The following is a 21,908-nucleotide window of genomic DNA, read 5'->3' as shown; positions in this document are numbered from 1 at the left end:
ATGATCAGAGATTAGGAGAAAGATTTAAAGGCGAATCCCTTTTAGAATTTAGGGTTTAGATTTTAGGATTTAGCGTTTAGAATTTAGGATTTTACAAAACATTACTATGAAAAAAATAGGCATCTTATTCGGGCAGGAAAATTCATTTCCGCAGGCATTTGTTGATCGTATTAATGAAAAGGCAGAGAAAGGCATCAGTGCCGAATTTGTACGCATTGATAAAATGCTACAAGGCGAGCCACTTGGTTACTCTGTGATTGTTGACCGTATATCGCAGGATGTGCCTTTTTACCGTGCATCGCTCAAAAACGCCGCTATCACCGGTACAGCGGTTATCAATAATCCGTTTTGGTGGAGTGCAGACGAGAAGTTTTTTAACAACGCCCTGGCTACCAAGATTGGTGTTCCGGTACCTAAAACGGTGTTGCTGCCCTCGAAAGATCATCCGGATAATACAACAGATAAATCGTTCCGTAACCTGGCTTACCCGCTGGATTGGGAAGCCATGTTTAACTACGTTGGGTTCCCGGCCTACATGAAACCCTTTGACGGCGGCGGCTGGCGCGATGTATACAAGATAAGCGATGCCGAAGATCTTTGGGCGAAATTTGCCGAAACCAGGCAACTGGTAATGCTGCTGCAGGAAGAGATCATCTTTGATGATTATTTCCGCTGCTACTGCATTGGCGGCAAGCACGTACGCATTATGCAGTACGAGCCGCGCAACCCGCATCATCTGCGTTATGAGCATGGTAAAGCACCTGCATCTAAAAAAATGCTGGAAACCATTACCGATTATGTATTGCGCCTTAACCAGTATTTAGGCTACGATTTTAATACCGTTGAGTTTGCCGTGCGCGATGGCATCCCTTATGCTATCGACTTCTGCAATCCCGCGCCTGATGCGGAAGTAACCAGTGTTGGTCAGGAGAACTTTGATTGGGTAGTTGAGACCGCAGCAAGCTATGCCATTGAACGCGCCAAAAAGCAGAGAGACGACCGAGATAATCTTACCTGGGGCGAGTATTTGAAAACATCAATTGCAGGCAAAGAATTGTACGTGGCAAAGAATATCAGCCTGCATGCCAACCCGGTAACGGAAGGCCCGATAGACCATACTATAGCCGAAGAAGGCAAGGCAAAAAAGAGAGCGGCACCTAAGAAGCCCGCTGCAGCAAAAGAAGAAAAGCCTAAGAAAGTTGTTGCTGAAAAAGCAGCACCTAAAAAAGCGAAAAAGTAAACAAAATTGTCATTTCGAACGATAGAGAGAAATCCTCTGCCCGCGATATTTCCGGTGGGAAAATTTCTCCGTCTTACTCGTTCGAAATAGCAATAGCTGATACAACCAATTATGAACAAGTTCACCTTAGGTGTTGAAGAAGAATTTATGGTGATTGACCCTGTGACCAGGGAGCTTACCTCGCACGAGCAAAAGATTGTTGATGGTGCGCAAAAGATACATGAAGACCAGGTGAAGGCCGAAATGCACCAGGCCGTGGTTGAGGTGGGTACGCACATTTGCAGTAATACGCAAGAGGCCCGTGCCGAAGTAACCAAACTGCGCGGCACCGTGGCACAACTTGCCGGCGACCTTGGCTTGCGCATAGGGGCTGCCGGTACGCATCCGTTTTCGCATTGGCAACATCAGCTCATAACAGACCATCCGCGTTACTTTGAGATAGTGGATGAGATGCAGGAAGCCGCACGCTCAAACCTCATTTTCGGTTTGCATGTGCATGTGGGCATACAGTCGCGTGATATGGCTATACATATTGCCAACCAAGTTAGATATTTTTTGCCGCATGTGTACGCACTATCAACCAACTCGCCATTTTGGGAAGGTCGTAACACAGGTTTTAAATCATTTCGTACCAAGGTGTTTGATAAATTCCCGAGAACGGGCATCCCAGATTATTTTAGCAGTATAGAAGAATATGACAGGTACATCAAGTTACTGGTAAAAACCAATTGTATTGATAATGCCAAAAAGATTTGGTGGGATATCCGTGTACATCCGTTTTTTGAAACCATTGAGTTCCGTATTTGCGATTGCCCTATGCTGGTTGATGAAACTATCGCCTTTACAGCATTATTCCAGGCGTTGTGCGCCAAGCTTTATAAACTACGGTCGCAGAATATGAAGTTTATTAACTACTCCCGCGCTTTGATCAATGAGAACAAATGGCGTGCAGCACGGTATGGCATTGATGGAAAAATGATAGACTTCGGTAAGGAAATGGAAGTAAATACCCGCTCGCTGGTATTAGAGCTGCTTGACTTTGTTGACGATGTGGTTGATGAGCTTGGCTCGCGCGATGATCTGGCCTATGTGCACAAGATACTGGAGCATGGCACTGGTGCCGATAGGCAACTGGCTGTTTACAACCAAAGTAATAACTTTGTAGATGTGGTTGACTATATCACATCACAAACATTAAAAGGGATTTAAAGCCTCACCTAAATCCCCTCCAAAGGAGAGGACTTTATAAAAAGTTATACCCTCTCCCCTGGAGAGGGCTGAGTGGGGGCTAATTAATAAAAGCTTATGAACATAAAACCGGAAATAAAAGTAGCCATATTAGACCTGTACGATGGCGTAGCAAATGAGGGGATGCGGGGTTTCCGGGAGATACTGGAGCGCTATAAAAAACAGCATGATTTAAATTTAAGCTACCAGGTTTTTGATGTACGTGGTAAGGCAGAGGTGCCGGACCTGGGCTTTGATGCTTATATTTCAAGTGGCGGCCCGGGTAGTCCGTTGGATAGCAAGGGTAGCGTTTGGGAAAACAATTATTTTAACCTGATCGACCAACTGGAAGATCATAACCAGGGCAACAGCGATGATAAAAAACATGTTTTCTTTGTATGCCATTCTTTCCAGTTAATGTGCCGTAAATATGGTTTGGGCGAGATCAGTACACGCCGCTCGCCGTCATTCGGGGTGTTGCCTGTGCACATTGTTGGTAATGGTAATAATGAGCATGTATTTGAAGGATTGAGCGATCCTTTCTACGCTGTCGATTCGCGCAGCTGGCAGGTGATCAATCCTGATGAAAAACGTTTTAAAGATTTAGGTATGGAGTTGGTTGCGCTGGAAAAAGAACGCCCATATGTTGACTTACCGCGTGCCATGATGGCCATCAGGTTTAGTCCGTACTTTTTTGCAACGCAGTTTCACCCGGAGGCTGATGCACACGGGATGAGTATGTTGCTACAACGCGAAGACAAAAAAGCCGATGTAATAGCAGAACACGGTGAAGCCAAATACAGCGAAATGATAGAGCGGCTGGAAGACCCTGATAAGATAGTACATACACAGCACACCATTATTCCCAATTTTTTGGATAAGGCGTTGCTGAAGTATGAGAAGGTAGAGGAAAGAGCGTGAGATAACGCGTACTAATATATATATATATATATATATGTCATTGCGAGGAGCGACAGCGACGCGGCAATTACATGGTCAGTTTAACGTGTCTAACAAGATTGCCGCGCTATCGCTCGCAATAACATAACTTGTTAATAATTAATAAAATCAGTACCCCATGAACCCATCTATCAGAACCATATTTAACCAAAACTTCACCGAAGAAAAATATGCTGATTTTTTGGTTGACCTCAATGCGGGCTTGCGCAAACCGGTAGAATTCCGTGTGGCAGAAACACCGGTTTTCCTTACCGATGATTTCCGGGACAAATTAATACAAGCAGGTCAGGAGATCATAGATGTCATCACTGCGCCCGGCTTTAAAGAACTAAGCGAACATGCCATACCCGATAAGTGGCGGGTTGTTAACGAGAACGATCACCCGCATTTTATTGCTTTAGACTTTGGCGTTTGTAAAGATGATGCAGGTAATATTGTCCCCAAGCTGATAGAGATGCAGGGTTTCCCTTCCTTGTACGGTTTTCAGTTACATCTTGGTGAGCGCTACCGGCACACGTTTAATATACCCGGTAACCAAACCATCTTTTTTAATGGCTTAAGCAAAAGCAGTTATCTCGATCTGCTCCGGGAAACTATTATTGGCCCTTATCAACCCGACGAGGTGGTATTAATGGATGTAAACGCCCCCGATCAAAAAACCGCTGTGGATTTTTATCTTACAGAAAAATATATCGGTACGCCGGTAATTTCCCTTACAGACCTGATACAGGAAGGCGATCAGCTTCTCTACCACACTGTAAATGGCGATAAAAAACGTATCAGGCGTATTTACAACCGCCTGATATTTGATGAAATAGGGAACGACCCGGAGATATTTAGTAAAGTGGTTGATATACGCAAACCCTTGGATGTGGAATGGATAACACATCCTAACTGGTTTTACCGTATCAGTAAGTACACTATGCCCTTTCTAAAGGGTAAATACGTGCCCAAAACACAGTTCGTAAGCAAATTGGCTGCTATCCCGGATGATTTGCAAAATTATGTGCTTAAACCTTTATTCAGTTTTGCCGGTCAAGGTGTTATGATTGATGTGATGGATGATGATGTAGCTAATTTATCCGACCCCGAAAACTGGATATTACAGGAGAAGGTAGATTATGTGCCGGTAATACAATCACCAGATGGAGGTGTAAAGGCTGAGCTAAGATTATTGTACCTTTGGCCTAATGGGCGTACCAAGCCAACATTAGCCGTTAACCTCGCCCGATTAAGCCGTGGCAAAATGATAGGGGTGCGGTATAATAAAGATTTTGATTGGGTTGGCGGCACCGTGGCATTTATGCATAAGTAACCTGCATACTTTTTAAACATACTATACGTATATACTATTAGTATTATTTTTGTGACATGAACATACAGTTGTTAATTATAGCCCTGCTATTTGTTGCCGCCGTTATTTATATCGGTCGAATGGTTTATAAAAACCTGTTCGCTAAAAAAGGCTGCGGTACAAATTGCAAGTGCGGAATAGATTTTTCCAGAATAGAGCCGGATAAGCAACACAAATAATGTATTGTTTGTATTAACCTTGTCATTTTAAAATCCTTACATGTCCTCAAACAACAGGCAGATATTTCAGGCAGATGACCCCGGCAGGTGGAACCGGTTTAAATGGATAAGCCGTTTATTACTCATCGTTTTTGTAGTGGGCGTAATCGCGGCCATAGTAACCGTTACCTCAACTAAATATCCGGCCCTGCCGGTATTGGACCCGGTGCCTAAGCGTATTGCCAAAGAAGACCTTAACGCTTTCAAAAAATCTAAAAGATACCGCGATTTCAAGATTGAGAAAGCCGAGATTGAGCAACTTGCCCGTGCGCGCAGGCTGCACCAGTTAAAGCACCCTAATAACGCTAAACGTATTAACGCGGCTTTTTATAAAGCTTGGGAGTCGCAGGCATATACCTCACTGGTTGAAAGTATGCCGCACTTGGACATGATCGTGTCTGAGGGTTTCTCATTTTCGCGCAATGCCGATACGCTTAAAACCGCAATTGATACCGGGCTGATCAATGTGAACAAGCGTTATAAAAAACAGGTGTTGGTAACGCTCTCCAATTATGTAAATATTGATAATAAAACAGGCGAGTTTGATACCAAAGATGTCGAGCGTATTTTTAAGAGTAAAAAACTGCGCACGGCTTTTATTAACAGCATGGTTAATACCTTGCACCACTATAATTTTAGCGGTGTAAACGTTGAGATAGAAGATATTAAAAGCCGTAATAGCAAGGAATACATAGCGTTTCAGAACGATCTGTACCGGATTTTCAAAGCTAACAACCTGCTGGTAACGCAAAACGTTTGGCCCGATGATGAGGAGTACGACCTGAAGCGCTTACAGCATGTAAACGACTACCTGTTTGTAATGGCCATTGATGAGCATAATGATGGTACCAACTCCGGCGATGTATCGCACCAGCATTGGGTAGAAGAGATACTTGACCACGTTTGTTCTGTTATCCCCAGCGAAAAGGTGATCCTGACGCTGGCAAGCGGCGGTTACGATTGGCCCGAGGGCAGCGTTGGCCAGTCCATAGGCTACCAGCAAGCCATAGGTACAGCTCAGCAAAAAAATAAAAAGATCGTATTTGATCCCACTTCCGCTAATTCGCATTATACCTACCTGGGTAACGATGGCCTTGACCATACCGTTTATTTTGCCGATGCCGCTACCAACTTTAACGTGATGCGCATGGCCGATGACTGGGCAACCGGTGGTGTAGCCCTTTGGCGCCTCGGCGGAGAAGACCCGCGTTTGTGGACCTTCTTTCAAAAGAACCTTTCGCTGGATTCTTTAAAGAAAACCGGCTTAGAGATCAAACGCTTAACCACAGTAGGGCTTAACAATAACATCAGTTACGCAGGCGACGGTGAGGTACTTGATCTAATCACGGTACCTAACAAGGGCGAGATCGACATCAAGCTGGATACGAACAATTATATCATTACCAGCCAGTATTATAAAACCATACCTACCAAATACGTAATACGTAAATATGGTTATAAGCCGGGTAAAGTGGTTTTAACTTTTGATGATGGTCCCGATCCTGAATACACCCCCCGGATACTGGATATTTTAAAAAGAGAAAAAGTGCCGGCCTCGTTCTTTGTGGTAGGCTCAATGGTCGAAAAAAATATACCTATCCTCAAACGTATCTATGATGAAGGTTACGAGATAGGGAACCATACCTTCTTCCATCCGGATATTTCTACTATTGGCCTGGAACGCGTAAATCTGGAGCTGAATGCGACACGGAAATTGATAGAGTCGGTTACAGGGCACAGCACTATACTGTTCCGCCCGCCTTTTAATGCCGATGCAGAGCCGCAAACGCTGGCCGAGGTAATACCGGTGGCCGAGAGCCGCAGGCAAAGTTATATCACCATTGGTGAGTCTATAGACCCTTGGGATTGGCAGCCGGGCGTTACCGCAGATAGTATTATTGCCCGCACCATTCGCCAAAAGGGTAATGGCAGTATGATCCTGTTGCATGATGCCGGTGGCGATACCCGAGAAGAAACGGTAAAAGCCCTGCCGGCTATTATCCAGTATTTTAAAAAGAACGGTTATGAGTTTACCACCATTGCCGATATCCTGGATAAAAAGAAGATAGAACTGATGCCCGTCGCAAAAGACGAGCAAAGTTTTTGGGGTAAGTATTATGATATAGTGGTAGTAGGCTTTTTCCTGGGGAATCGCTTTTTCTTTTACGTGTTCCTAACCGCTATCTTCCTGGCTATCGGGCGTATCATATTGATAGGTATATTGGCTACAAGACAATTCGCGGATAATAAAAAAATAAAGAATACTGCACGGAAGCTGCCCCCGGTAAGTATTATCGTGCCGGCTTATAATGAGGAAGTTACCGCTATTAAAACCATTGAAAGCTTATTAAAAACCGAATATCCTGTTTTCAATATTATTTTTGTTGATGATGGCTCGAAAGACAACACTTATAAAGTAGTAAGCGAAGCCTATGCGCAGCATCCGCAGGTAAAGGTGCTAACCAAACCTAATGGGGGCAAGGCGTCGGCCCTTAACTTCGGTATAAGCCACGCTGTAAATGAGTATGTAATATGTATTGACGCTGATACCCAGCTGAAAACAGATGCCATCTATCACCTCATGACCTATTTTACCGATGAGCAGATAGGTGCTGTTGCCGGTACGGTTAAGGTAGGTAACGAAACCAACATTGTTACCAAATGGCAGTCTATTGAGTACATAACAGCCCAGAATATGGACCGCCGCGCATTTGATATCATCAACAGTATTACGGTGGTGCCGGGTGCTATTGGCGCATTCCGTAAAGCGGCTATTTTCAGGGCGGGCGGGTTTACTTATGATACCCTTGCCGAGGATTGCGACCTTACTATGCGCATACTAAAAGAAGGCTATGTGATAAAGAACTGTGCCGAAGCTATAGCATATACCGAAGCACCGGAAACGCTTAGCGCGTTACTGAAACAGCGTTTCCGCTGGAGTTTCGGGGTTATACAAAGTTTCTGGAAGAACCGCGACGCGCTGTTTAACAAAAAGTACAGCTATTTCGGCATGGTGGGTATGCCCAACATCCTTATTTTCCAGATCATACTGCCGCTGTTTTCGCCCCTTGCCGATCTAATCATGATCCTGGGGCTATTTGGTAGCCACCCCGAGAAAATGCTGATATTTTATGTTGCCTTCCTCCTGATAGATTTTATAGTAGGGGCTATTGCCTTCCGGATGGAAAAAGAACCATATGGTAAACTCGTTTACCTGATACCTCAAAGGTTTATATGGAGGCAGCTAATGTATTACATCCTGTTTAAATCTATTCGTAAAGCGTTAAAAGGCGAACTCACTACCTGGGGCGTATTAAAGCGTACCGGGAATGTTAAAGTAAGCAAAAATACGGTAGTAGGGAACAGTAATGAACCGCCTGAATAGTATTTCAAGGTGCCCCATTTGCTTTTAAACAAAAGCTTTGTCGCTTAAACACATATTCCATCTTTATAACCGGGATATCGGTAAAAAACAAAAGGCCCCCGCCAACTGGCAGGGGCCTTTTGTTTTAATGTGCTCCGTAATTTATACAATTACTTAATTGTTGTATGCTGCCGCCAAAAAGGGCAGTGGTTTTTGGTTATAGCTATAAAAGTTTTTATAGCCATATTTCTCTGGCTTATTGATGATTTCCTTCATGGCAATAAGCTTGTAAACGTACGATCCTGTTTCGCGGTTAAGGCTCATACGGAAGTAATTATCCTCATTTTGCCTGTTAATTGCGCGTTCCAGTTTAATAGAACCGTTGTTGTAAGCGGCTGCAGCCAGCGTCCAGCTGTTAAACTCGTTGTACAGGTCTTTAATATACCTGCAGGCCGCCACGGTTGATTTACGCAGGTTGAGGCGTTCGTCCGTACGGCGGTTAACTTTTAGGCCGTAAGTACGTGCGGTGCCTGGCATAAACTGCCATATGCCCCGTGCGCCTTTAGGTGATGTACCTTCGCGTAAACCCGATTCAACCAGTGGCACAAACTTAAAATCATCAGGTATACCATACGCTTTAAGAATTGGCTCGATAATTGGAAAGAGTTTATCGGCCTTAGCATGCAGTACATTTGATTGAATGTTTCTGAATTTGTGCTTGGCTATTGATTTTTTTAATTTAAAATCTACTTTTTTGTCGTCAAGCGGTAGTGCTTCGTCAGCAAAATTGTAAGCATCCTCAACCATCTCAACGGGCTTGCTGAACAGGATGGAAGAAGGAATAAAACTAATGTGTTTTACTGCCGGAACTACCGGTGTTGTACTGAAAATGTTTAGTGCGGAAATGATAACCATCACTACGATTACGGAGCACGTAATTAAGTGTTTTTTTCTCATTTCTTTTTTATCCATTAATTAAAACATTGGGTAAATGTGGGCACAAAGGTACGTTATATGAAGCAGACTATCAAACACTTAGTGGGTGCTTAGTGTTTTGAGAATTTTAAAATAGTCTAAAAAACGGCGTTTAAAGTGCTTTAAACGCCGTTTTTGCTTTAGTTAAAAAAAAGTTTTTTTGGGCTGATAATTGGCTTAAAAATCGTAATTTTGCCCCTCACGCTGCGAAAGCGCTAAACAAAAAATTATGGTATTTAAAAGACCAGCCGGTAGTCGCGAAGACAGGCCAAACAGGCAACAGGGACACTCGAAAAGTGGTGCCGATAACAACAAAAAAACCTCTTCTTCCGCTCCCTATGGAAGTCGTGATGCAGGTAAAAAGCCTTACGGCGACAGAAGGCAAACTTCAACCAATCCAAAACCATTTTCTCGCAAAGCCTCGTTCGGAGATAACGAACAGGGGAAAAGCTTTGATGCATCGTCATCAGGCGACAGAAGATCGTTTGCACCAAAAGGGAAGCCCTACAGCGGGAAACCTGAAAGTAGCGAGCGCCCTTATGGTACACGTAATGCCGAGGGTGTACGTACCAATCGCGGTAGCTACGGCGAACAAGCCGGTGGCAAAAAAGGATTTGGTAAAAGCAAGCCATTCGGTGACAAGCCCCAAACTGGCGAACGCCGCTCTTTTGGCGAAAACCGTGGTGGTTACACCAACAGCACCGGTAAAAAAGATTTTAAAAGCACAACATCGGGCTACAGGAAACGTGAGGATAGGGACTTTAGCGATAAAAGCGAAGGTGCATCAAGAACCATGCGTGGCCGTAAAAACGCCCCTGCTGCGAAAGCTAAGGATGATGGCCTGATGAGGCTGAACCGTTACATCGCTAACGCCGGCATTTGCAGCCGCCGTAAAGCGGACGAACTGATAGAAGCAGGTGTGATCAGCGTGAACGGTGAGGTGGTATCAGAATTGGGTTACAAGGTTGATCCGTTTAAGGATGTGGTACGTTATAATGGCGAGCCGCTTAAACGTGAGAAAATGGTGTATGTGCTTTTGAACAAGCCTAAAGATTACATCACTACTACTGATGATCCGCAGGAGCGCCGTACCGTGATGCACCTGGTAGAAAAAGCAAGCCGCGAACGCATTTACCCCGTTGGCCGTTTGGACAGGAACACCACCGGTTTATTGCTGATGACCAATGATGGTGAATTGGCCGACAAACTTTCGCACCCACGTAATAATATTGTTAAGCTTTACAATGTGGAGTTGAATAAGAGCCTTACCCAGGGCGATTTGAATAAAATATCGTTCGGCCTTGAACTGGAAGATGGCTTTATTAAGCCTGACAGTATATCGTACGTTACAGGTGGCAGCAAGCGCGAAGTAGGTATACAAATACATAGTGGTAAAAACCGTATTGTTCGCCGCATATTCGAATCGCTGGGCTACGAGGTAGTAAAGCTGGATAGATCGGTTTACGCCAATCTTACTAAAAAAGATCTCCCGAGGGGCCGTTGGAGATTCCTGGAAGAAAAGGAAATAATACAGTTAAAACATTTAGTATAATAATTAAAGCGCCTAATGGGCGCTTTAATTATTTATAGGGATTTCTGCAGGTTAAAATTAATAACCGCATTTTAGTACCTTGCATTAATTAAACGGCATTTTAAATAAAGGCATCTATGAAAAAAGTACTGTTAACTGTTTTGGCACTTGCTCCTGGGCTAATTTTTGCTCAGAAAAAGAATATGGGGCCAAAGTCATATGATCTTGTTGTGGGTACGTACACCAGCGGTACAAGCAAAGGGATAAGTGTTTACCGTTTTTATACCGAGAGCGGCAGGCTGGCTTACCTCAATCAAATTGATGGAGTAAGCAATCCTTCTTATCTCACAGTGTCAAACAACAATAAATTTGTGTATGCCGTAAACGAGAATGATCAGGGCGAAGTAAGCGCGTTTCATTTCGAACCCAAAACAGGCAAACTTGACTTTATTAATAAGCAGTCTACCATGGGTGGGGCGCCTTGTTATATTTCGGTTGATAAGGATCAAAAAAACCTGTTTGTAGCTAATTACTCAGGTGGTAATATCGCCGTGTTGCCATTAAAAAAGGATGGGTCTATTGAACAGGCGGTAATAACCATTCGTGATGATGGGCATGGACCAAACAAAGACCGCCAGGAGAAGGCGCACGTACATACGGCTGTTTTATCGCCCGATGAAAAATACGTGCTCTATACCGACCTGGGGACAGACAAAGTAAATATCACTAAATATAAAGGGGGTAAAGATAACCCGATAATGCCTGCCAACCCGCCATTTGTAAAGGTTAAGCCGGGCGATGGTCCGCGTCACCTTGTTTTTTCTAATGACAAGAAATACCTGTACCTCATTACAGAAATGGGTAGCTCAGTCATATTATTTGATTACGATAATGGTAAATTAAAGCAACGCCAGGAAATAACCCTGCTGCCTGATGGCTTTACCGGCCAAACCGGCGCCGCGGATATCCATATTTCGCCCAATGGCAAATTTTTGTATGCCAGCAACAGAGGCGATGCCAATGATATTACTGTTTTCTCTATTAACCAGGAAAACGGTGAACTTACCTTTCTTCAAAGGCAACCATCGGGTGGCAAAGGGCCGCGTAATTTTGTGATAGACCCAACCGGAAGGTTTCTTTTAGTGGCCCACCAAAATTCTGACAGCATTATTGTATTTAAGCTTGACCCTGAAACAGGTAGAATTATGCAGGTAGTTAGCCGTGCAGAAATTGGCAATCCGGTTTGCCTCAAATTCGCATCGGCAGAGTAACGAGGTTCACGTTAAATGAAAAAGCCCGGAACGTTTATGCGCTCCGGGCTTTTTGCTGGCTAAAATTAAGCTCTTATTATTGTTTGGTAAAAGTATATACAATGTAGCCGATGCCGTTGCCTACTGGTACAGGTGATAACAAGGTCATGTTGGTGCCAGTCATGGCGCCAACGTTTAAGCGATACCCCTCCTGAACGTTTTTTGCTTTATCGCCCTGGTATATTTTTTTGAACTGGAATTGTGTGGCACCATTACCGTTGTATACCGACCAAAAAATAGTTTGTGACTGGCCGTTGGTTAGCGAATACATGCCGTTACCGCTATTGGTAAGCTTCCAGGTACTGCCTTCAAACGCTGCCGGAGGCGCCTGGTCAAAAACATTTTGAACTGCACCCGGAAGAAGGCCGTTATAGCTTACGCTATTACAAACCCAGGTGCCTACAAATTTACCCCGGGACACGTTCATAGCGGATGTACCACCTGTTTGAGTGTTTTGGGTGGATGAGCAGGCCGAAAAAATAAAGGATACGGCTAATATAGCAACTGCTGTTTGGAATATTTTTTTCATAACTTATATATGATAATATGTTTAATATAATTGCATAAACATAAATCAAGCCAAAAAGTTATTATTTATAGCTTACTATTTGCAATAATTTCTTCGTAATAGCTTTCATACACCGGCATAATATTACTTAGCTCCATTTGCTTGGCACGCTCAAGGGCGTTTTCTTTAAACTGTGCAAGGCGTTCTTCGTCTTCAAGGATATATACGGCTTTCTCGGCCATCGCGTCCACATCACCAACATTTAACAGGTAACCGGTAACACCATCAATATTAAGTTCGGGCAGGCCACCGGCGTTACTGCTTATTACTGGCACTTTACAGGCCATCGCCTCTAAGGCGGCCAAGCCAAAGCTTTCCGATACGGATGGCATCAGGAACAGATCGGCAACAGATAATATTTCTTCAATGGCATCCTGTTTCCCTAAAAAGCGCACATGCTCGCTTATGCCCAAAGTACGGCTTAGCTTTTCGCAGGCCGAGCGTTCGCCGCCATCGCCTACCATCAGCAATTTCGCCGGGATCTGTTCAATCACTTTGGCAAACATCTTTATTACGTCTTCCGTGCGTTTAACTTTACGGAAGTTAGAGGTGTGTACCAGTATCTTTTCTCCGTTGGGCGCTATCGCTTTTTTGAAATGATCTTTAGGTTTAAGGCTAAAGCGGTTCATGTCAATAAAGTTGGGGATAACGCGTATATCTTTCTCAATCTTAAAATATTTATAGGTATCAGCCTTAAGGTGCTCTGATACCGCTGTAACCCCGTCAGACTTGTTGATAGAAAACGTAACCACCGGTTTAAGGGTATTATCCTGCCCTACAAGTGTAATATCGGTACCATGCAGCGTAGTAATTACCGGGATGCTGATGCCATAGGTAGCCAGTATCTGTTTAGCCATAAACGCCGCTGACGCGTGCGGAATGGCGTAATGTACGTGCAAAATATCCAGCTTTTCAAACCTTATCACATCTACCAGCCGGCTTGCCAGCGCTATTTCATATGGGGGATAATCAAACAAAGGGTATTGCGCTACAGAAACCTCATGGTAATACAGGTTCTCCGAAAAAAAATCGAGCCTGGCAGGTTGGTTGTAAGTAACAAAATGTATTTGATGGCCCCTGTCGGCAAGAGCTTTACCCAGTTCTGTAGCTACAACGCCGCTGCCGCCAAAGGTAGGATAACAAACAATTCCTATTTTCATAGATGCTGATAGATTTAAGCAGTCTGGGATTATTGGCTAACAAGCTGTTAATAAGCGGTAAACAATTATGCCAAAAAGCATGCAAGTTTAACAGCTATTTATTATAAATGTGTTACAGGGATGTAAAATGATTGATAGAAAGCAACGCGTATTTAATTGCCCACACCATCCAGCCATTTAAGCAGGGAAGTATCAATAATCTGGTTGATGGCGTTTAAAGCATGTTTACTTTTTGATACCTTTTGCAGGTCATCATGATAGATCATGTGATGTACGCCCAGTACCTTAAGCGTGGCATCGTTGCGCACACTTTCGGTGTGTTTGTAGCAGCATATCCTGATGTTTTTATAAAACACGTTTGAACGCAGCCTGCGTAATACCCTTTCCATATGTTCGTTCATATGGGCATGGTCAAACAGGATCACATCTGGTTTAAACTCATGTATAGACGGGAATATAGCTGTCACAGCCGAAATATGGTTCACGTTTTCATATTGGTCCAATAGCCGGGAGGGAAAGCTATCGGGCGCTACCAAAAGTACTTTTTTGGAACGTGAACGTATCATGGTCAATTAATTTGGGGTACTGCAAAGTTAAAAGGTAAACTTTACAATATCAACCTTAATACGTATTAATAACCAAATAGTTATCCTTAATGCACCGGCCTTTCATAAGCGGTATCTACGCCGCTGTGGCCTTCGGGTTGAGCGTTTCCTTTGTTTACTTTGTTCATGCTGTCGGTTTTCGTTGAGTCATTAGCATGAGTGTTGTTAGGGTCACCGGTACCTGCTTTAGCTACAGTATCCTGGGTGCCGCCAAGGGTGGCCTTGCTGCGGTCGCCACACGCGGTTAATGATGCCGATATGAGCAGTATTGCTGCTATAAATTTCAATGCTTTCATTTTGGTAATAATTAAATGTACACTAAAATAACAACGCCCGCGATTTTTAAATGTTTGTATAAAAGAAAACGGCAGATTTATTAAGCCTGCCGTTCTGCAATTTATAAGGAGGTGGTTATTTTATTTCAAACACGGCGTTGATCTGGAAGCTCAGTTTAATTTTACGAACGTCAATATCAGATTCAGGCACGGCGCTGTCTGCGGCCATATTAGCTTTGGCCATGTACATCACCGTACGCGGCTGCGGGAAATTGCTGTTATCGCTTTCTGTGATGCTTAAGGCGCTGCCCAGTTTATCGCCAAGGCCGTTCACCAGGAAGGTGGCTTTATCACGTGCTGATAGCAGGGCCTGCAGTTTAAGCTTGTTTTTTAATTCGTTTATCTTCGAATAATCGTAGCTGTCGATATTGGTAGACTGTATGCCTTTCGGATCGATCTTGCTGATAAGCTGGTTAAACTTGTTCAGATCCCTGAATTTGATGCCGTATTGTTTACTTGCTAAAAAATCGGGGTTCTTTTTTTTCTCGGTAGCATAGTTCCACGATGAAAGGCTATTGATAGTGAAATCCTCTTTCGGTATACCTGCTTCGGCAACGGCCTTTTCCAGTTGTTGTTCCAGTTGAGTAATGGTTACTTTGGTCTTCCCATTCATGTATTCTTTAAGCGCGATGCTTACGTTAATAATATCGGGGGTAACTTCCTGTTCGGCAATGCCGGTAACCTCTATCTTACGACGCAGGTCGGCAGTTTGCGCGAAAGCACCCGCGGTGGTAACAAGAATGGCGGCTAATAGAAATAATTTTTTCATAGTACTTAGTTTTATTATGTGATGGTATTACGGTAACAAAGTTTAATTTGTAACAATTGAAAATAATATTCGGATAACTTAAAAACCATAGTTTGTGTTTGCGGCATGATGCATTGCCTTAATGCTGTTACCGATTAAAAAGCGTAAATTTGCTTTGTTACTATGTATCTGCAGCAACTCTCATTCATCAATTTTAAAAACTATAATGAAGCTGAAATTTCGCTTGCCGAAGGGGTGAACGCATTTATAGGCAATAATGGGGCTGGTAAAACCAACTTGCTCGACGCCGTGCATTACCTGTCTCTTTGCAAGAGCTATTTTAACCCTATTGATAGCCAGCAGATCAAACAAGGGGCCGACTTTTTTATGATCAATGGGGTTTTTGAGAAGAACGGCAATAAGGAGGTTGTAGCCTGCGGACTTAAACGTAACCAAAAGAAGCAATTTAAGCGAAACAAAAAGGACTACCAGCGCTTGGCTGACCATATAGGTTTTTTGCCCCTCGTAATGATATCGCCTTATGATATCAGTATTATTATTGAGGGGAGCGAAGAGCGCCGCAAGTTTATAGATAATGTGATATCACAAACGGATGCCAGGTACCTGGACGAGGTGATTGTTTATAATAAGGTTTTAGCCAATCGTAACAGCCTGCTTAAGCAAATTGCCGATACCGGCCGTTATGACCTTGAATTGCTGAGCATTTTTGATGAACAGCTGGCAGCATCGGGCACCAGGATATTTGAAAAGCGCCGTGCTTTTATGGAGGCCTTTACGCCCATATTTAACCGGCATTACCAGTTTATAAGCGATGGCGCGGAACAAGTTGAATTGGCTTATGAATCGCCTTTGTTGAACGAGGGTTTCGGGGCGCTGCTAAAAAGGAATACAGAGCGCGACCGTATCATGGAGCGTACCACGCTGGGCGTCCACCGGGATGACCTGCAATTTAATATACATGGTATGTCGATGAAAAAGTTTGGTTCACAGGGGCAGCAAAAATCTTTTTTAATTGCCCTTAAGCTGGCGCAATATACCTTCCTGGATCAGCAAAAGGGCTTTAAACCGTTGCTGCTGCTTGACGATATTTTTGATAAGCTGGACGATAGCCGTGTTACCAAGCTGATGCAAATGGTATCTAATAACGATTTTGGGCAGGTGCTGATCACCGATACCAGCATGGAGCGCGTGCAGGGCATATTTAATAAGATAAATGTAAACGTTAAAATATTTAAGGTAACGGAGGGAAATATTAATGCGTAAGGCCAACGATAAATCGCTTAAAGAAGCCATTGAGCAAATGCTTAACGTGTATAAAATTAAGCGCCGTTATGACGAAACCCATGTTATTGCGGCCTGGCCAGAATTTGTGGGTAAAAGTGTAGCTAACCGTACGAGTGAGATTTTTATAAGAGATAGAAAGCTTTTTGTACGGATTGAGTCGTCAGTAATAAAAAACGAGCTGGTAATGATGCGCAGCCAGATCATTCAAAAAATAAATGACGAGGCGAAGGCAGTGCTGATAGAGGAAATTATCTTTTTATAGAAGTTACCTGCCGCGCGAGTAACGCAGGCGATGGCCAACCTTACGCATACTGTCATCCATGATCTGAGAAAAAGCGAGCAGGAATATTCCCGGGAAAATAAAAGCGAATTGTGCTTCGGGGTGATTTCTGAAAACATCCATTGAAGCCACTACAATGCCGATGATGATGATGGCGTAGATAATGTACTTGAATACAGTTTTCATGGCTTTTTGAGGATGATTAAAACACAGATTATCTGTGTTTTGTAAAGATAGACAAGTTTATGTATAAAGCAAAAAAACAGGCCGTTATTTTCTTGCGGCCTGTTTTTTTTGTTTTACAATCTTAGAAACGCTCGAAAGCTGAAAAGAAGAAATTACCTTCAATAGCGGCGTTCTCGTCAGAGTCTGAACCGTGTATAGCGTTAGCGTCAATTGATTTAGCGAAACGGTTACGGATAGTGCCTTCTTCGGCTTTAGTTGGGTCGGTTGCACCTATCAGCTTGCGAAAATCTTCAATAGCGTTTTCTTTTTCAAGAATAGCCGCTACTATCGGGCCTGATGACATAAAGGTAACCAGGTCGTTGTAAAAGCCGCGCTCTTTGTGTACCGCGTAAAACTCACCGGCTTTTTCAGGGGTAAGAGCGGTATATTTAAGGGCTACAATTTTGAAACCGGCTTTAGTGATCTGGTCAATAATTGCGCCTATGTGGCCGTTTGCAACTGCATCCGGCTTTATCATGGTAAAAGTTCTGTTGGTTGCCATTATAATGTGCTTTAATTAAGAGGCGCAAAATTAGCGTTTTATAACTGAAACTTAAAACCTGCGCCTTAAAATACTGTATGTGTATATCATTAATTTATTTAGCTTTGCAAAGCTTTAATATTTGATGTTGGATTTAGCCTCGCTTACAGATTTTTTATCCCAGCCACGCAGAATAGTGATCACTACCCACCATAAACCGGATGGGGATGCTATGGGCTCTTCGTTGGGTTTATATAACTATCTCATACAGCAGGGGCACCACACGCATGTAATAACGCCTACAGACTACCCGGATTTCCTGAGCTGGATGCCCGGAAATGGAGAGGTGATCATTTACACTGCCAACCAGGAACTGTCTGCTCGGCTGGTTGCCGAAGCGGAGATGGTTTTTTGCCTTGATTTTAATTCACTGAGCCGTATAAACGAGCTGGGCGAAGAAGTACGTAAAAGCAGCGCTTACAAGGTGATGATAGACCACCACCTGGAACCCGAAGATTTTGACGATTACCGCCACTGGGATATAAATGCCTGCGCGGCCGCGCAACTGGTGTACACCTTTATCACCGATCAGCTTAACAACAAGGCTTTGATCAATAAAGATGTGGCTACTTGTTTATACACCGGTATCATGACGGATTCGGCATCATTCCGCTTACCTAATACTACATCTGCGGTACACCGCATTGTGGCCGATCTTATTGACGCCGGCGCCAACAACTCGCGCATTCATGAACTGGTTTACAACAGCGCGTCAGAAAACAGGCTTAAGTTTTTGGGCCACTGCCTGGCCAACTGCCTGGAGATTTTGCCCGAGTACAATACCGCTATCATTTCTGTTAATAAAGCAGATCTGCAACGATTTGATGTTAATACCGGCGATACGGAAGGGATTGTAAATTACGCTTTATCTATCGCCAGCGTGCGCCTTGCCGCTTTTGTGGTTGAACGTACTGACAGGGTAAAGCTGTCGCTGCGCTCAAAAGGGGAGTTCCCGGCTAATGAGATCTGTAAAAAATACTTTAATGGTGGCGGCCACAGAAACGCGGCCGGCGGCCATTCCGATAAATCATTGGATGATACCGTTGCCCAATTGAAATTGATACTACCCGAATATAAAAAACTATTAATACAATAACATTTAAACAAAACATGAGAAAGAACTTAATGATCATGGCTGTTGCCGCTTTAGGATTTGCGGGCTGCAAAAGCGGTTTTAAACAGGCCGATGGCGGTTTGCTTTACAATATCCGTACTGATAAATCAGGACCTAACATTAAACCCGGCGACTTTGCCAGCATCAACCTGATCCTAAAAAACGAAGCGGATTCAGTGATCGGCAGCACCTATGACCTGGGCAGGCCTGCACCATTGGTATATCAAAAATCGCCAAATAAAGGTGATATTACTTCTATATTCCCAATGTTAAGCGAAGGCGATAGCGCTACTATTAAAGTGAACATTGATTCGATGTTTAAAAAAGGCGCTCCTAAACCTCCGGGCTTTAAAGGTAAATACATCGTTTACGAAATTAAGGTTGAAAAAGTAATACCAAGAGGCAGCACTACCGATCCGGTTTTCCAGGCGCACATCAGCGATTATTTCAAAGCTTTAAAAGAAGCCGCTGCTAAAAAAGAGCCTGCAGAAATGCAAAAATTTGTTGCTGATAAAAAACTGAATGTAACTAAAACTGCTTCAGGTTTAGAGTACCAGATCACCAAGCCGGGTTCGGGCCCTAATATCGTTGCAGGCGATACTGCCGTAATTAATTACACCGGCAGGTTGCTTAACGGTAAAGTATTTGACAGCAGCATTAAAGAAGATGCTAAACAGGCTAAAACCTATGATGCCCGCCGCGAGTACAAACCTATTAAAGTAAAAGTAGGCGAGGGCAGCGTGATACGCGGCTGGGATGAAGGCTTGTTATTGCTTAACAAGGGCGCGAAAGCTACTTTTGTTATCCCATCAGAATTAGGTTATGGCGAGCAGGGTATAGGCAACGGTATTATCCCGTCATTTGCTCCGCTTACTTTTGATATCGAGATAGTAAATATTATAAAAACTGATCCTAATGCACCTAAGAGGCCACAGCCAATGATGATGCCACAGGCCAGATAATATTATAAATGTATACATAGCCTCCCGGCTTTTGCCGGGGGGCTTTTTTATGTGATCATGAAAAAGACCCTTTATACCATAATTTTTGCCTTAACGGCAGTTAGCGCATCGGCTCAGTTAAAAAAAGCAGCTCATGGCGTAGAGTACCAAATTTTTCCTGCCCAACCGGGCCGCAAACTGGCAGTGAATGATGTGATCAGCTTCCAGGCGGTACAAAAAACCGATAAGGATTCAATATTATTTAGTACCTATAAACAAGGCCAGCCGGTAAAAGCGCAGATAAGGGCAAGCAGCAACCCTGCCGACCTGATGGATATTTTCCAGTTGATGAGCGTAAACGATAGCGCCTTTGTAAAGGTACCTGTCGACTCGATTTTCAAAGGCCACGAAACCGAAATGCCGGCTATCTTCACTAAAGGCGGCAATGTGTTTTTTAACATTAAAATATTAAAGGCGCAAACGCTGGAAGAAGCTATGGCAGAACGCAACGCGGCCATGGCTAAATTGAAAGTCGAGGCCGAAAAGCTTAAACTTGCCGAAGCGGAAAACCTGAACAAATATATCGCCACCAATAAGCTTGCGCCGGTTACTACCACGTCGGGCTTAAAATATGTTATTAAAAGCAAGGGTATCAAGCCTAAGCCTTTAAATGGCGATACGGTATACGTTAACTACACCGGCCGCACTCTGGATGGAAAAGTATTTGACAGCAGCATTGAAGCGGATGCCAAAGCAGGCGGCCTACAGCAGCCAGGCCGTACCTATGAGCCTATCAGCTTTGCGCTGGGTTCAGGGCGGGTGATACCAGGTTGGGATGAAGGTTTATTGCTGCTGAACGAAGGTTCAAAGGCAACTTTCCTCATACCTTCAAAACTGGCTTATGGCGAGCGCGGCGCCGGGCAGGATATCCAGCCATACTCACCGCTGATATTTGATGTTGAGTTGGTAAAGGTAGTGCGGGTAAAACACGCGCCTGTTACTAAAGCAACTAAAAAGAAAGCAACCACCAGAAAGCGTACCGCTACCAGAAAGAAAAATTAAAATGACACAGCAAAGCCTTCCCTCATGGAAGGCTTTGTTATTTTTGCACCATGGTACTAACAGATACGCATACCCATCTTTATTATGAAACAGATGCCGCTAAACGGGCGGAAATGATGCAACGATGCCTGCAAAATGGTGTAGAACGTTTATTCCTGCCTAATGTGGATGTTGCCTCGGTGCCGTTAATGTCTGATCTGATCACCGCCTACCCGGATAATTGTTATGCCATGCTGGGCCTGCATCCCTGCTCCGTAAAGGAAACGTGGGAAGAAGAACTGGCCGTCATACAACCCGCGCTGCACCGCCACCCGGTTTATGCCATAGGCGAGATAGGTATTGACCTGTATTGGGATAAAACCTTTATTAACGAGCAGATACAGGCCTTTAAGCTGCAGATCAAATGGGCTAAAACACTTAACCTGCCCATAGTAATCCATTGTCGCGACGCGTTTGATGAGGTATACCAGGTATTGCAGGAAGAAAAAGACGATAATCTCCGCGGTATTTTTCATTGTTTCTCAGGCACAACAGAACAGGCGCTAAAAATTACCGGCCTGGGTTTTTATTTGGGTATTGGTGGTGTGGTTACCTACAAAAATGCCGGTTTGGACAAGGTAGTCGCGGATATCGACCTGAAACACATTGTTTTGGAAACCGATTCGCCATACCTTACACCTGTGCCTTACAGGGGGAAACCCAATGAGAGCGCCTACCTTATTTACGTAGCGCAGAAGGTAGCGGACATTAAAAACTTATTTATAGAAGAGGTAGCCGAGGTAACAACACGTAACTCAAGGGCCGTTTTTGGCATTTAAATAATTATATTTGACGCTGTAACACCA

22 protein-coding genes are annotated in these 21,908 nt (G+C 43.8%); 14 read left to right on the top strand and 8 right to left on the bottom strand.

The window, feature by feature from the left end:
- Positions 1-106: 106 nt before the first annotated feature.
- The 6 genes from CKK33_RS00985 to CKK33_RS00960 all read left to right on the top strand — a co-directional run bounded on the left by CKK33_RS00985 (position 107) and on the right by CKK33_RS00960 (position 8,384).
- Positions 107-1,240, top strand: a complete 1,134-nt coding sequence (locus tag CKK33_RS00985; RefSeq protein WP_095702310.1) for a RimK family alpha-L-glutamate ligase — start codon at positions 107-109, stop codon at positions 1,238-1,240.
- 111 nt (positions 1,241-1,351) lie between these two features.
- Positions 1,352-2,449 (top strand): carboxylate-amine ligase, encoded by a 1,098-nt coding sequence (locus tag CKK33_RS00980; protein ID WP_095702309.1) that lies wholly within the window; start codon positions 1,352-1,354, stop codon positions 2,447-2,449.
- Between the two features lie 96 nt (positions 2,450-2,545).
- On the top strand, positions 2,546-3,388 hold the full coding sequence (locus CKK33_RS00975) for a type 1 glutamine amidotransferase (protein ID WP_095702308.1): 843 nt from the start codon (positions 2,546-2,548) through the stop codon (positions 3,386-3,388).
- A 157-nt stretch (positions 3,389-3,545) separates the two neighbouring features.
- Positions 3,546-4,742 (top strand): hypothetical protein, encoded by a 1,197-nt coding sequence (locus CKK33_RS00970; RefSeq protein ID WP_095702307.1) that lies wholly within the window; start codon positions 3,546-3,548, stop codon positions 4,740-4,742.
- Between the two features lie 56 nt (positions 4,743-4,798).
- Positions 4,799-4,960: a FeoB-associated Cys-rich membrane protein gene (locus CKK33_RS19790; protein ID WP_095702306.1), complete on the top strand. Its 162-nt coding sequence runs from the start codon at positions 4,799-4,801 to the stop codon at positions 4,958-4,960.
- 40 nt (positions 4,961-5,000) lie between these two features.
- On the top strand, positions 5,001-8,384 hold the full coding sequence (locus CKK33_RS00960) for a glycosyltransferase (RefSeq protein ID WP_095702305.1): 3,384 nt from the start codon (positions 5,001-5,003) through the stop codon (positions 8,382-8,384).
- Between the two features lie 153 nt (positions 8,385-8,537).
- On the opposite strand, the gene CKK33_RS00955 is transcribed toward CKK33_RS00960, so the two are convergent.
- Positions 8,538-9,320 (bottom strand): lytic transglycosylase domain-containing protein, encoded by a 783-nt coding sequence (locus tag CKK33_RS00955; protein ID WP_095705705.1) that lies wholly within the window; start codon positions 9,318-9,320, stop codon positions 8,538-8,540.
- 247 nt (positions 9,321-9,567) lie between these two features.
- Between CKK33_RS00955 and CKK33_RS00950 the strand changes: the two genes are divergently transcribed.
- Both CKK33_RS00950 and CKK33_RS00945 read left to right on the top strand, forming a co-directional pair.
- Entirely contained in the window at positions 9,568-10,890 is a 1,323-nt protein-coding gene (locus CKK33_RS00950; protein WP_095702304.1) for a pseudouridine synthase, read from the top strand.
- Between the two features lie 116 nt (positions 10,891-11,006).
- Positions 11,007-12,140 (top strand): lactonase family protein, encoded by a 1,134-nt coding sequence (locus CKK33_RS00945; RefSeq protein WP_095702303.1) that lies wholly within the window; start codon positions 11,007-11,009, stop codon positions 12,138-12,140.
- Positions 12,141-12,216: 76 nt separating this feature from the next.
- On the opposite strand, the gene CKK33_RS00940 is transcribed toward CKK33_RS00945, so the two are convergent.
- The 5 genes from CKK33_RS00940 to CKK33_RS00920 all read right to left on the bottom strand — a co-directional run bounded on the left by CKK33_RS00940 (position 12,217) and on the right by CKK33_RS00920 (position 15,616).
- Positions 12,217-12,708, bottom strand: coding sequence for a hypothetical protein (locus CKK33_RS00940; RefSeq protein ID WP_233138121.1), 492 nt, complete (start codon positions 12,706-12,708; stop codon positions 12,217-12,219).
- Between the two features lie 65 nt (positions 12,709-12,773).
- Positions 12,774-13,907 (bottom strand): N-acetyl-alpha-D-glucosaminyl L-malate synthase BshA, encoded by a 1,134-nt coding sequence (bshA, locus tag CKK33_RS00935; RefSeq protein WP_095702302.1) that lies wholly within the window; start codon positions 13,905-13,907, stop codon positions 12,774-12,776.
- A 152-nt stretch (positions 13,908-14,059) separates the two neighbouring features.
- Positions 14,060-14,473 carry a hypothetical protein gene (locus CKK33_RS00930; protein ID WP_095702301.1) on the bottom strand — a complete coding sequence of 138 codons (414 nt, stop codon included), beginning with the start codon at positions 14,471-14,473 and terminating at the stop codon, positions 14,060-14,062.
- 86 nt (positions 14,474-14,559) lie between these two features.
- Positions 14,560-14,808: a hypothetical protein gene (locus CKK33_RS00925; protein WP_095702300.1), complete on the bottom strand. Its 249-nt coding sequence runs from the start codon at positions 14,806-14,808 to the stop codon at positions 14,560-14,562.
- A gap of 115 nt (positions 14,809-14,923) precedes the next feature.
- Positions 14,924-15,616, bottom strand: a complete 693-nt coding sequence (locus tag CKK33_RS00920) for an SIMPL domain-containing protein (RefSeq protein WP_095702299.1) — start codon at positions 15,614-15,616, stop codon at positions 14,924-14,926.
- A gap of 162 nt (positions 15,617-15,778) precedes the next feature.
- On the opposite strand from CKK33_RS00920, the gene CKK33_RS00915 reads away from it, so the two are divergent.
- Positions 15,779-16,879 carry a DNA replication/repair protein RecF gene (locus CKK33_RS00915; RefSeq protein WP_095702298.1) on the top strand — a complete coding sequence of 367 codons (1,101 nt, stop codon included), beginning with the start codon at positions 15,779-15,781 and terminating at the stop codon, positions 16,877-16,879.
- Positions 16,872-17,162, top strand: a complete 291-nt coding sequence (locus CKK33_RS00910; protein WP_095702297.1) for a DUF721 domain-containing protein — start codon at positions 16,872-16,874, stop codon at positions 17,160-17,162. The genes CKK33_RS00915 and CKK33_RS00910 overlap by 8 nt, the downstream gene beginning before the upstream one ends.
- A gap of 3 nt (positions 17,163-17,165) precedes the next feature.
- Here the strand turns inward: CKK33_RS00910 and CKK33_RS00905 are convergent, their stop codons facing one another.
- Together CKK33_RS00905 and CKK33_RS00900 are read right to left on the bottom strand one after the other, a co-directional pair.
- On the bottom strand, positions 17,166-17,366 hold the full coding sequence (locus tag CKK33_RS00905) for a hypothetical protein (protein ID WP_095702296.1): 201 nt from the start codon (positions 17,364-17,366) through the stop codon (positions 17,166-17,168).
- A 121-nt stretch (positions 17,367-17,487) separates the two neighbouring features.
- A complete protein-coding gene (locus CKK33_RS00900) occupies positions 17,488-17,907 on the bottom strand; it encodes a nucleoside-diphosphate kinase (protein WP_095702295.1) in 420 nt (139 codons plus the stop codon).
- 124 nt (positions 17,908-18,031) lie between these two features.
- On the opposite strand from CKK33_RS00900, the gene CKK33_RS00895 reads away from it, so the two are divergent.
- The 4 genes from CKK33_RS00895 to CKK33_RS00880 are packed head-to-tail and all read left to right on the top strand — an operon-like array spanning position 18,032 to position 21,881.
- Positions 18,032-19,042 carry a bifunctional oligoribonuclease/PAP phosphatase NrnA gene (locus CKK33_RS00895; RefSeq protein ID WP_095702294.1) on the top strand — a complete coding sequence of 337 codons (1,011 nt, stop codon included), beginning with the start codon at positions 18,032-18,034 and terminating at the stop codon, positions 19,040-19,042.
- A gap of 14 nt (positions 19,043-19,056) precedes the next feature.
- Complete coding sequence (locus CKK33_RS00890) at positions 19,057-20,022, top strand: FKBP-type peptidyl-prolyl cis-trans isomerase (RefSeq protein ID WP_095702293.1); 966 nt, start codon at positions 19,057-19,059, stop codon at positions 20,020-20,022.
- 57 nt (positions 20,023-20,079) lie between these two features.
- Positions 20,080-21,063: an FKBP-type peptidyl-prolyl cis-trans isomerase gene (locus CKK33_RS00885; protein ID WP_095702292.1), complete on the top strand. Its 984-nt coding sequence runs from the start codon at positions 20,080-20,082 to the stop codon at positions 21,061-21,063.
- A 50-nt stretch (positions 21,064-21,113) separates the two neighbouring features.
- Entirely contained in the window at positions 21,114-21,881 is a 768-nt protein-coding gene (locus CKK33_RS00880; protein ID WP_095702291.1) for a TatD family hydrolase, read from the top strand.
- The last annotated feature ends 27 nt before the right edge of the window (positions 21,882-21,908 follow it).

Source organism: Mucilaginibacter sp. MD40 (assembly GCF_002288635.1).
GTDB lineage: Bacteria > Bacteroidota > Bacteroidia > Sphingobacteriales > Sphingobacteriaceae > Mucilaginibacter.
Note: the sequence above shows the minus strand (reverse complement) of the source record. Positions and strands in the feature narration are given on the sequence as shown.

Bases quoted from the DNA above. Each gene is read 5' to 3' on its own strand.
- CKK33_RS00985 (WP_095702310.1), top strand. From the start codon at position 107: ATGAAAAAAATAGGCATCTTATTCGGGCAGGAAAATTCATTTCCGCAG.
- CKK33_RS00980 (WP_095702309.1), top strand. From the start codon at position 1,352: ATGAACAAGTTCACCTTAGGTGTTGAAGAAGAATTTATGGTGATTGAC.
- CKK33_RS00975 (WP_095702308.1), top strand. From the start codon at position 2,546: ATGAACATAAAACCGGAAATAAAAGTAGCCATATTAGACCTGTACGAT.
- CKK33_RS00970 (WP_095702307.1), top strand. From the start codon at position 3,546: ATGAACCCATCTATCAGAACCATATTTAACCAAAACTTCACCGAAGAA.
- CKK33_RS19790 (WP_095702306.1), top strand. From the start codon at position 4,799: ATGAACATACAGTTGTTAATTATAGCCCTGCTATTTGTTGCCGCCGTT.
- CKK33_RS00960 (WP_095702305.1), top strand. From the start codon at position 5,001: ATGTCCTCAAACAACAGGCAGATATTTCAGGCAGATGACCCCGGCAGG.
- CKK33_RS00955 (WP_095705705.1), bottom strand. From the start codon at position 9,320: ATGAGAAAAAAACACTTAATTACGTGCTCCGTAATCGTAGTGATGGTT.
- CKK33_RS00950 (WP_095702304.1), top strand. From the start codon at position 9,568: ATGGTATTTAAAAGACCAGCCGGTAGTCGCGAAGACAGGCCAAACAGG.
- CKK33_RS00945 (WP_095702303.1), top strand. From the start codon at position 11,007: ATGAAAAAAGTACTGTTAACTGTTTTGGCACTTGCTCCTGGGCTAATT.
- CKK33_RS00940 (WP_233138121.1), bottom strand. From the start codon at position 12,708: ATGAAAAAAATATTCCAAACAGCAGTTGCTATATTAGCCGTATCCTTT.
- bshA (WP_095702302.1), bottom strand. From the start codon at position 13,907: ATGAAAATAGGAATTGTTTGTTATCCTACCTTTGGCGGCAGCGGCGTT.
- CKK33_RS00930 (WP_095702301.1), bottom strand. From the start codon at position 14,473: ATGATACGTTCACGTTCCAAAAAAGTACTTTTGGTAGCGCCCGATAGC.
- CKK33_RS00925 (WP_095702300.1), bottom strand. From the start codon at position 14,808: ATGAAAGCATTGAAATTTATAGCAGCAATACTGCTCATATCGGCATCA.
- CKK33_RS00920 (WP_095702299.1), bottom strand. From the start codon at position 15,616: ATGAAAAAATTATTTCTATTAGCCGCCATTCTTGTTACCACCGCGGGT.
- CKK33_RS00915 (WP_095702298.1), top strand. From the start codon at position 15,779: ATGTATCTGCAGCAACTCTCATTCATCAATTTTAAAAACTATAATGAA.
- CKK33_RS00910 (WP_095702297.1), top strand. From the start codon at position 16,872: ATGCGTAAGGCCAACGATAAATCGCTTAAAGAAGCCATTGAGCAAATG.
- CKK33_RS00905 (WP_095702296.1), bottom strand. From the start codon at position 17,366: ATGAAAACTGTATTCAAGTACATTATCTACGCCATCATCATCATCGGC.
- CKK33_RS00900 (WP_095702295.1), bottom strand. From the start codon at position 17,907: ATGGCAACCAACAGAACTTTTACCATGATAAAGCCGGATGCAGTTGCA.
- CKK33_RS00895 (WP_095702294.1), top strand. From the start codon at position 18,032: ATGTTGGATTTAGCCTCGCTTACAGATTTTTTATCCCAGCCACGCAGA.
- CKK33_RS00890 (WP_095702293.1), top strand. From the start codon at position 19,057: ATGAGAAAGAACTTAATGATCATGGCTGTTGCCGCTTTAGGATTTGCG.
- CKK33_RS00885 (WP_095702292.1), top strand. From the start codon at position 20,080: ATGAAAAAGACCCTTTATACCATAATTTTTGCCTTAACGGCAGTTAGC.
- CKK33_RS00880 (WP_095702291.1), top strand. From the start codon at position 21,114: ATGGTACTAACAGATACGCATACCCATCTTTATTATGAAACAGATGCC.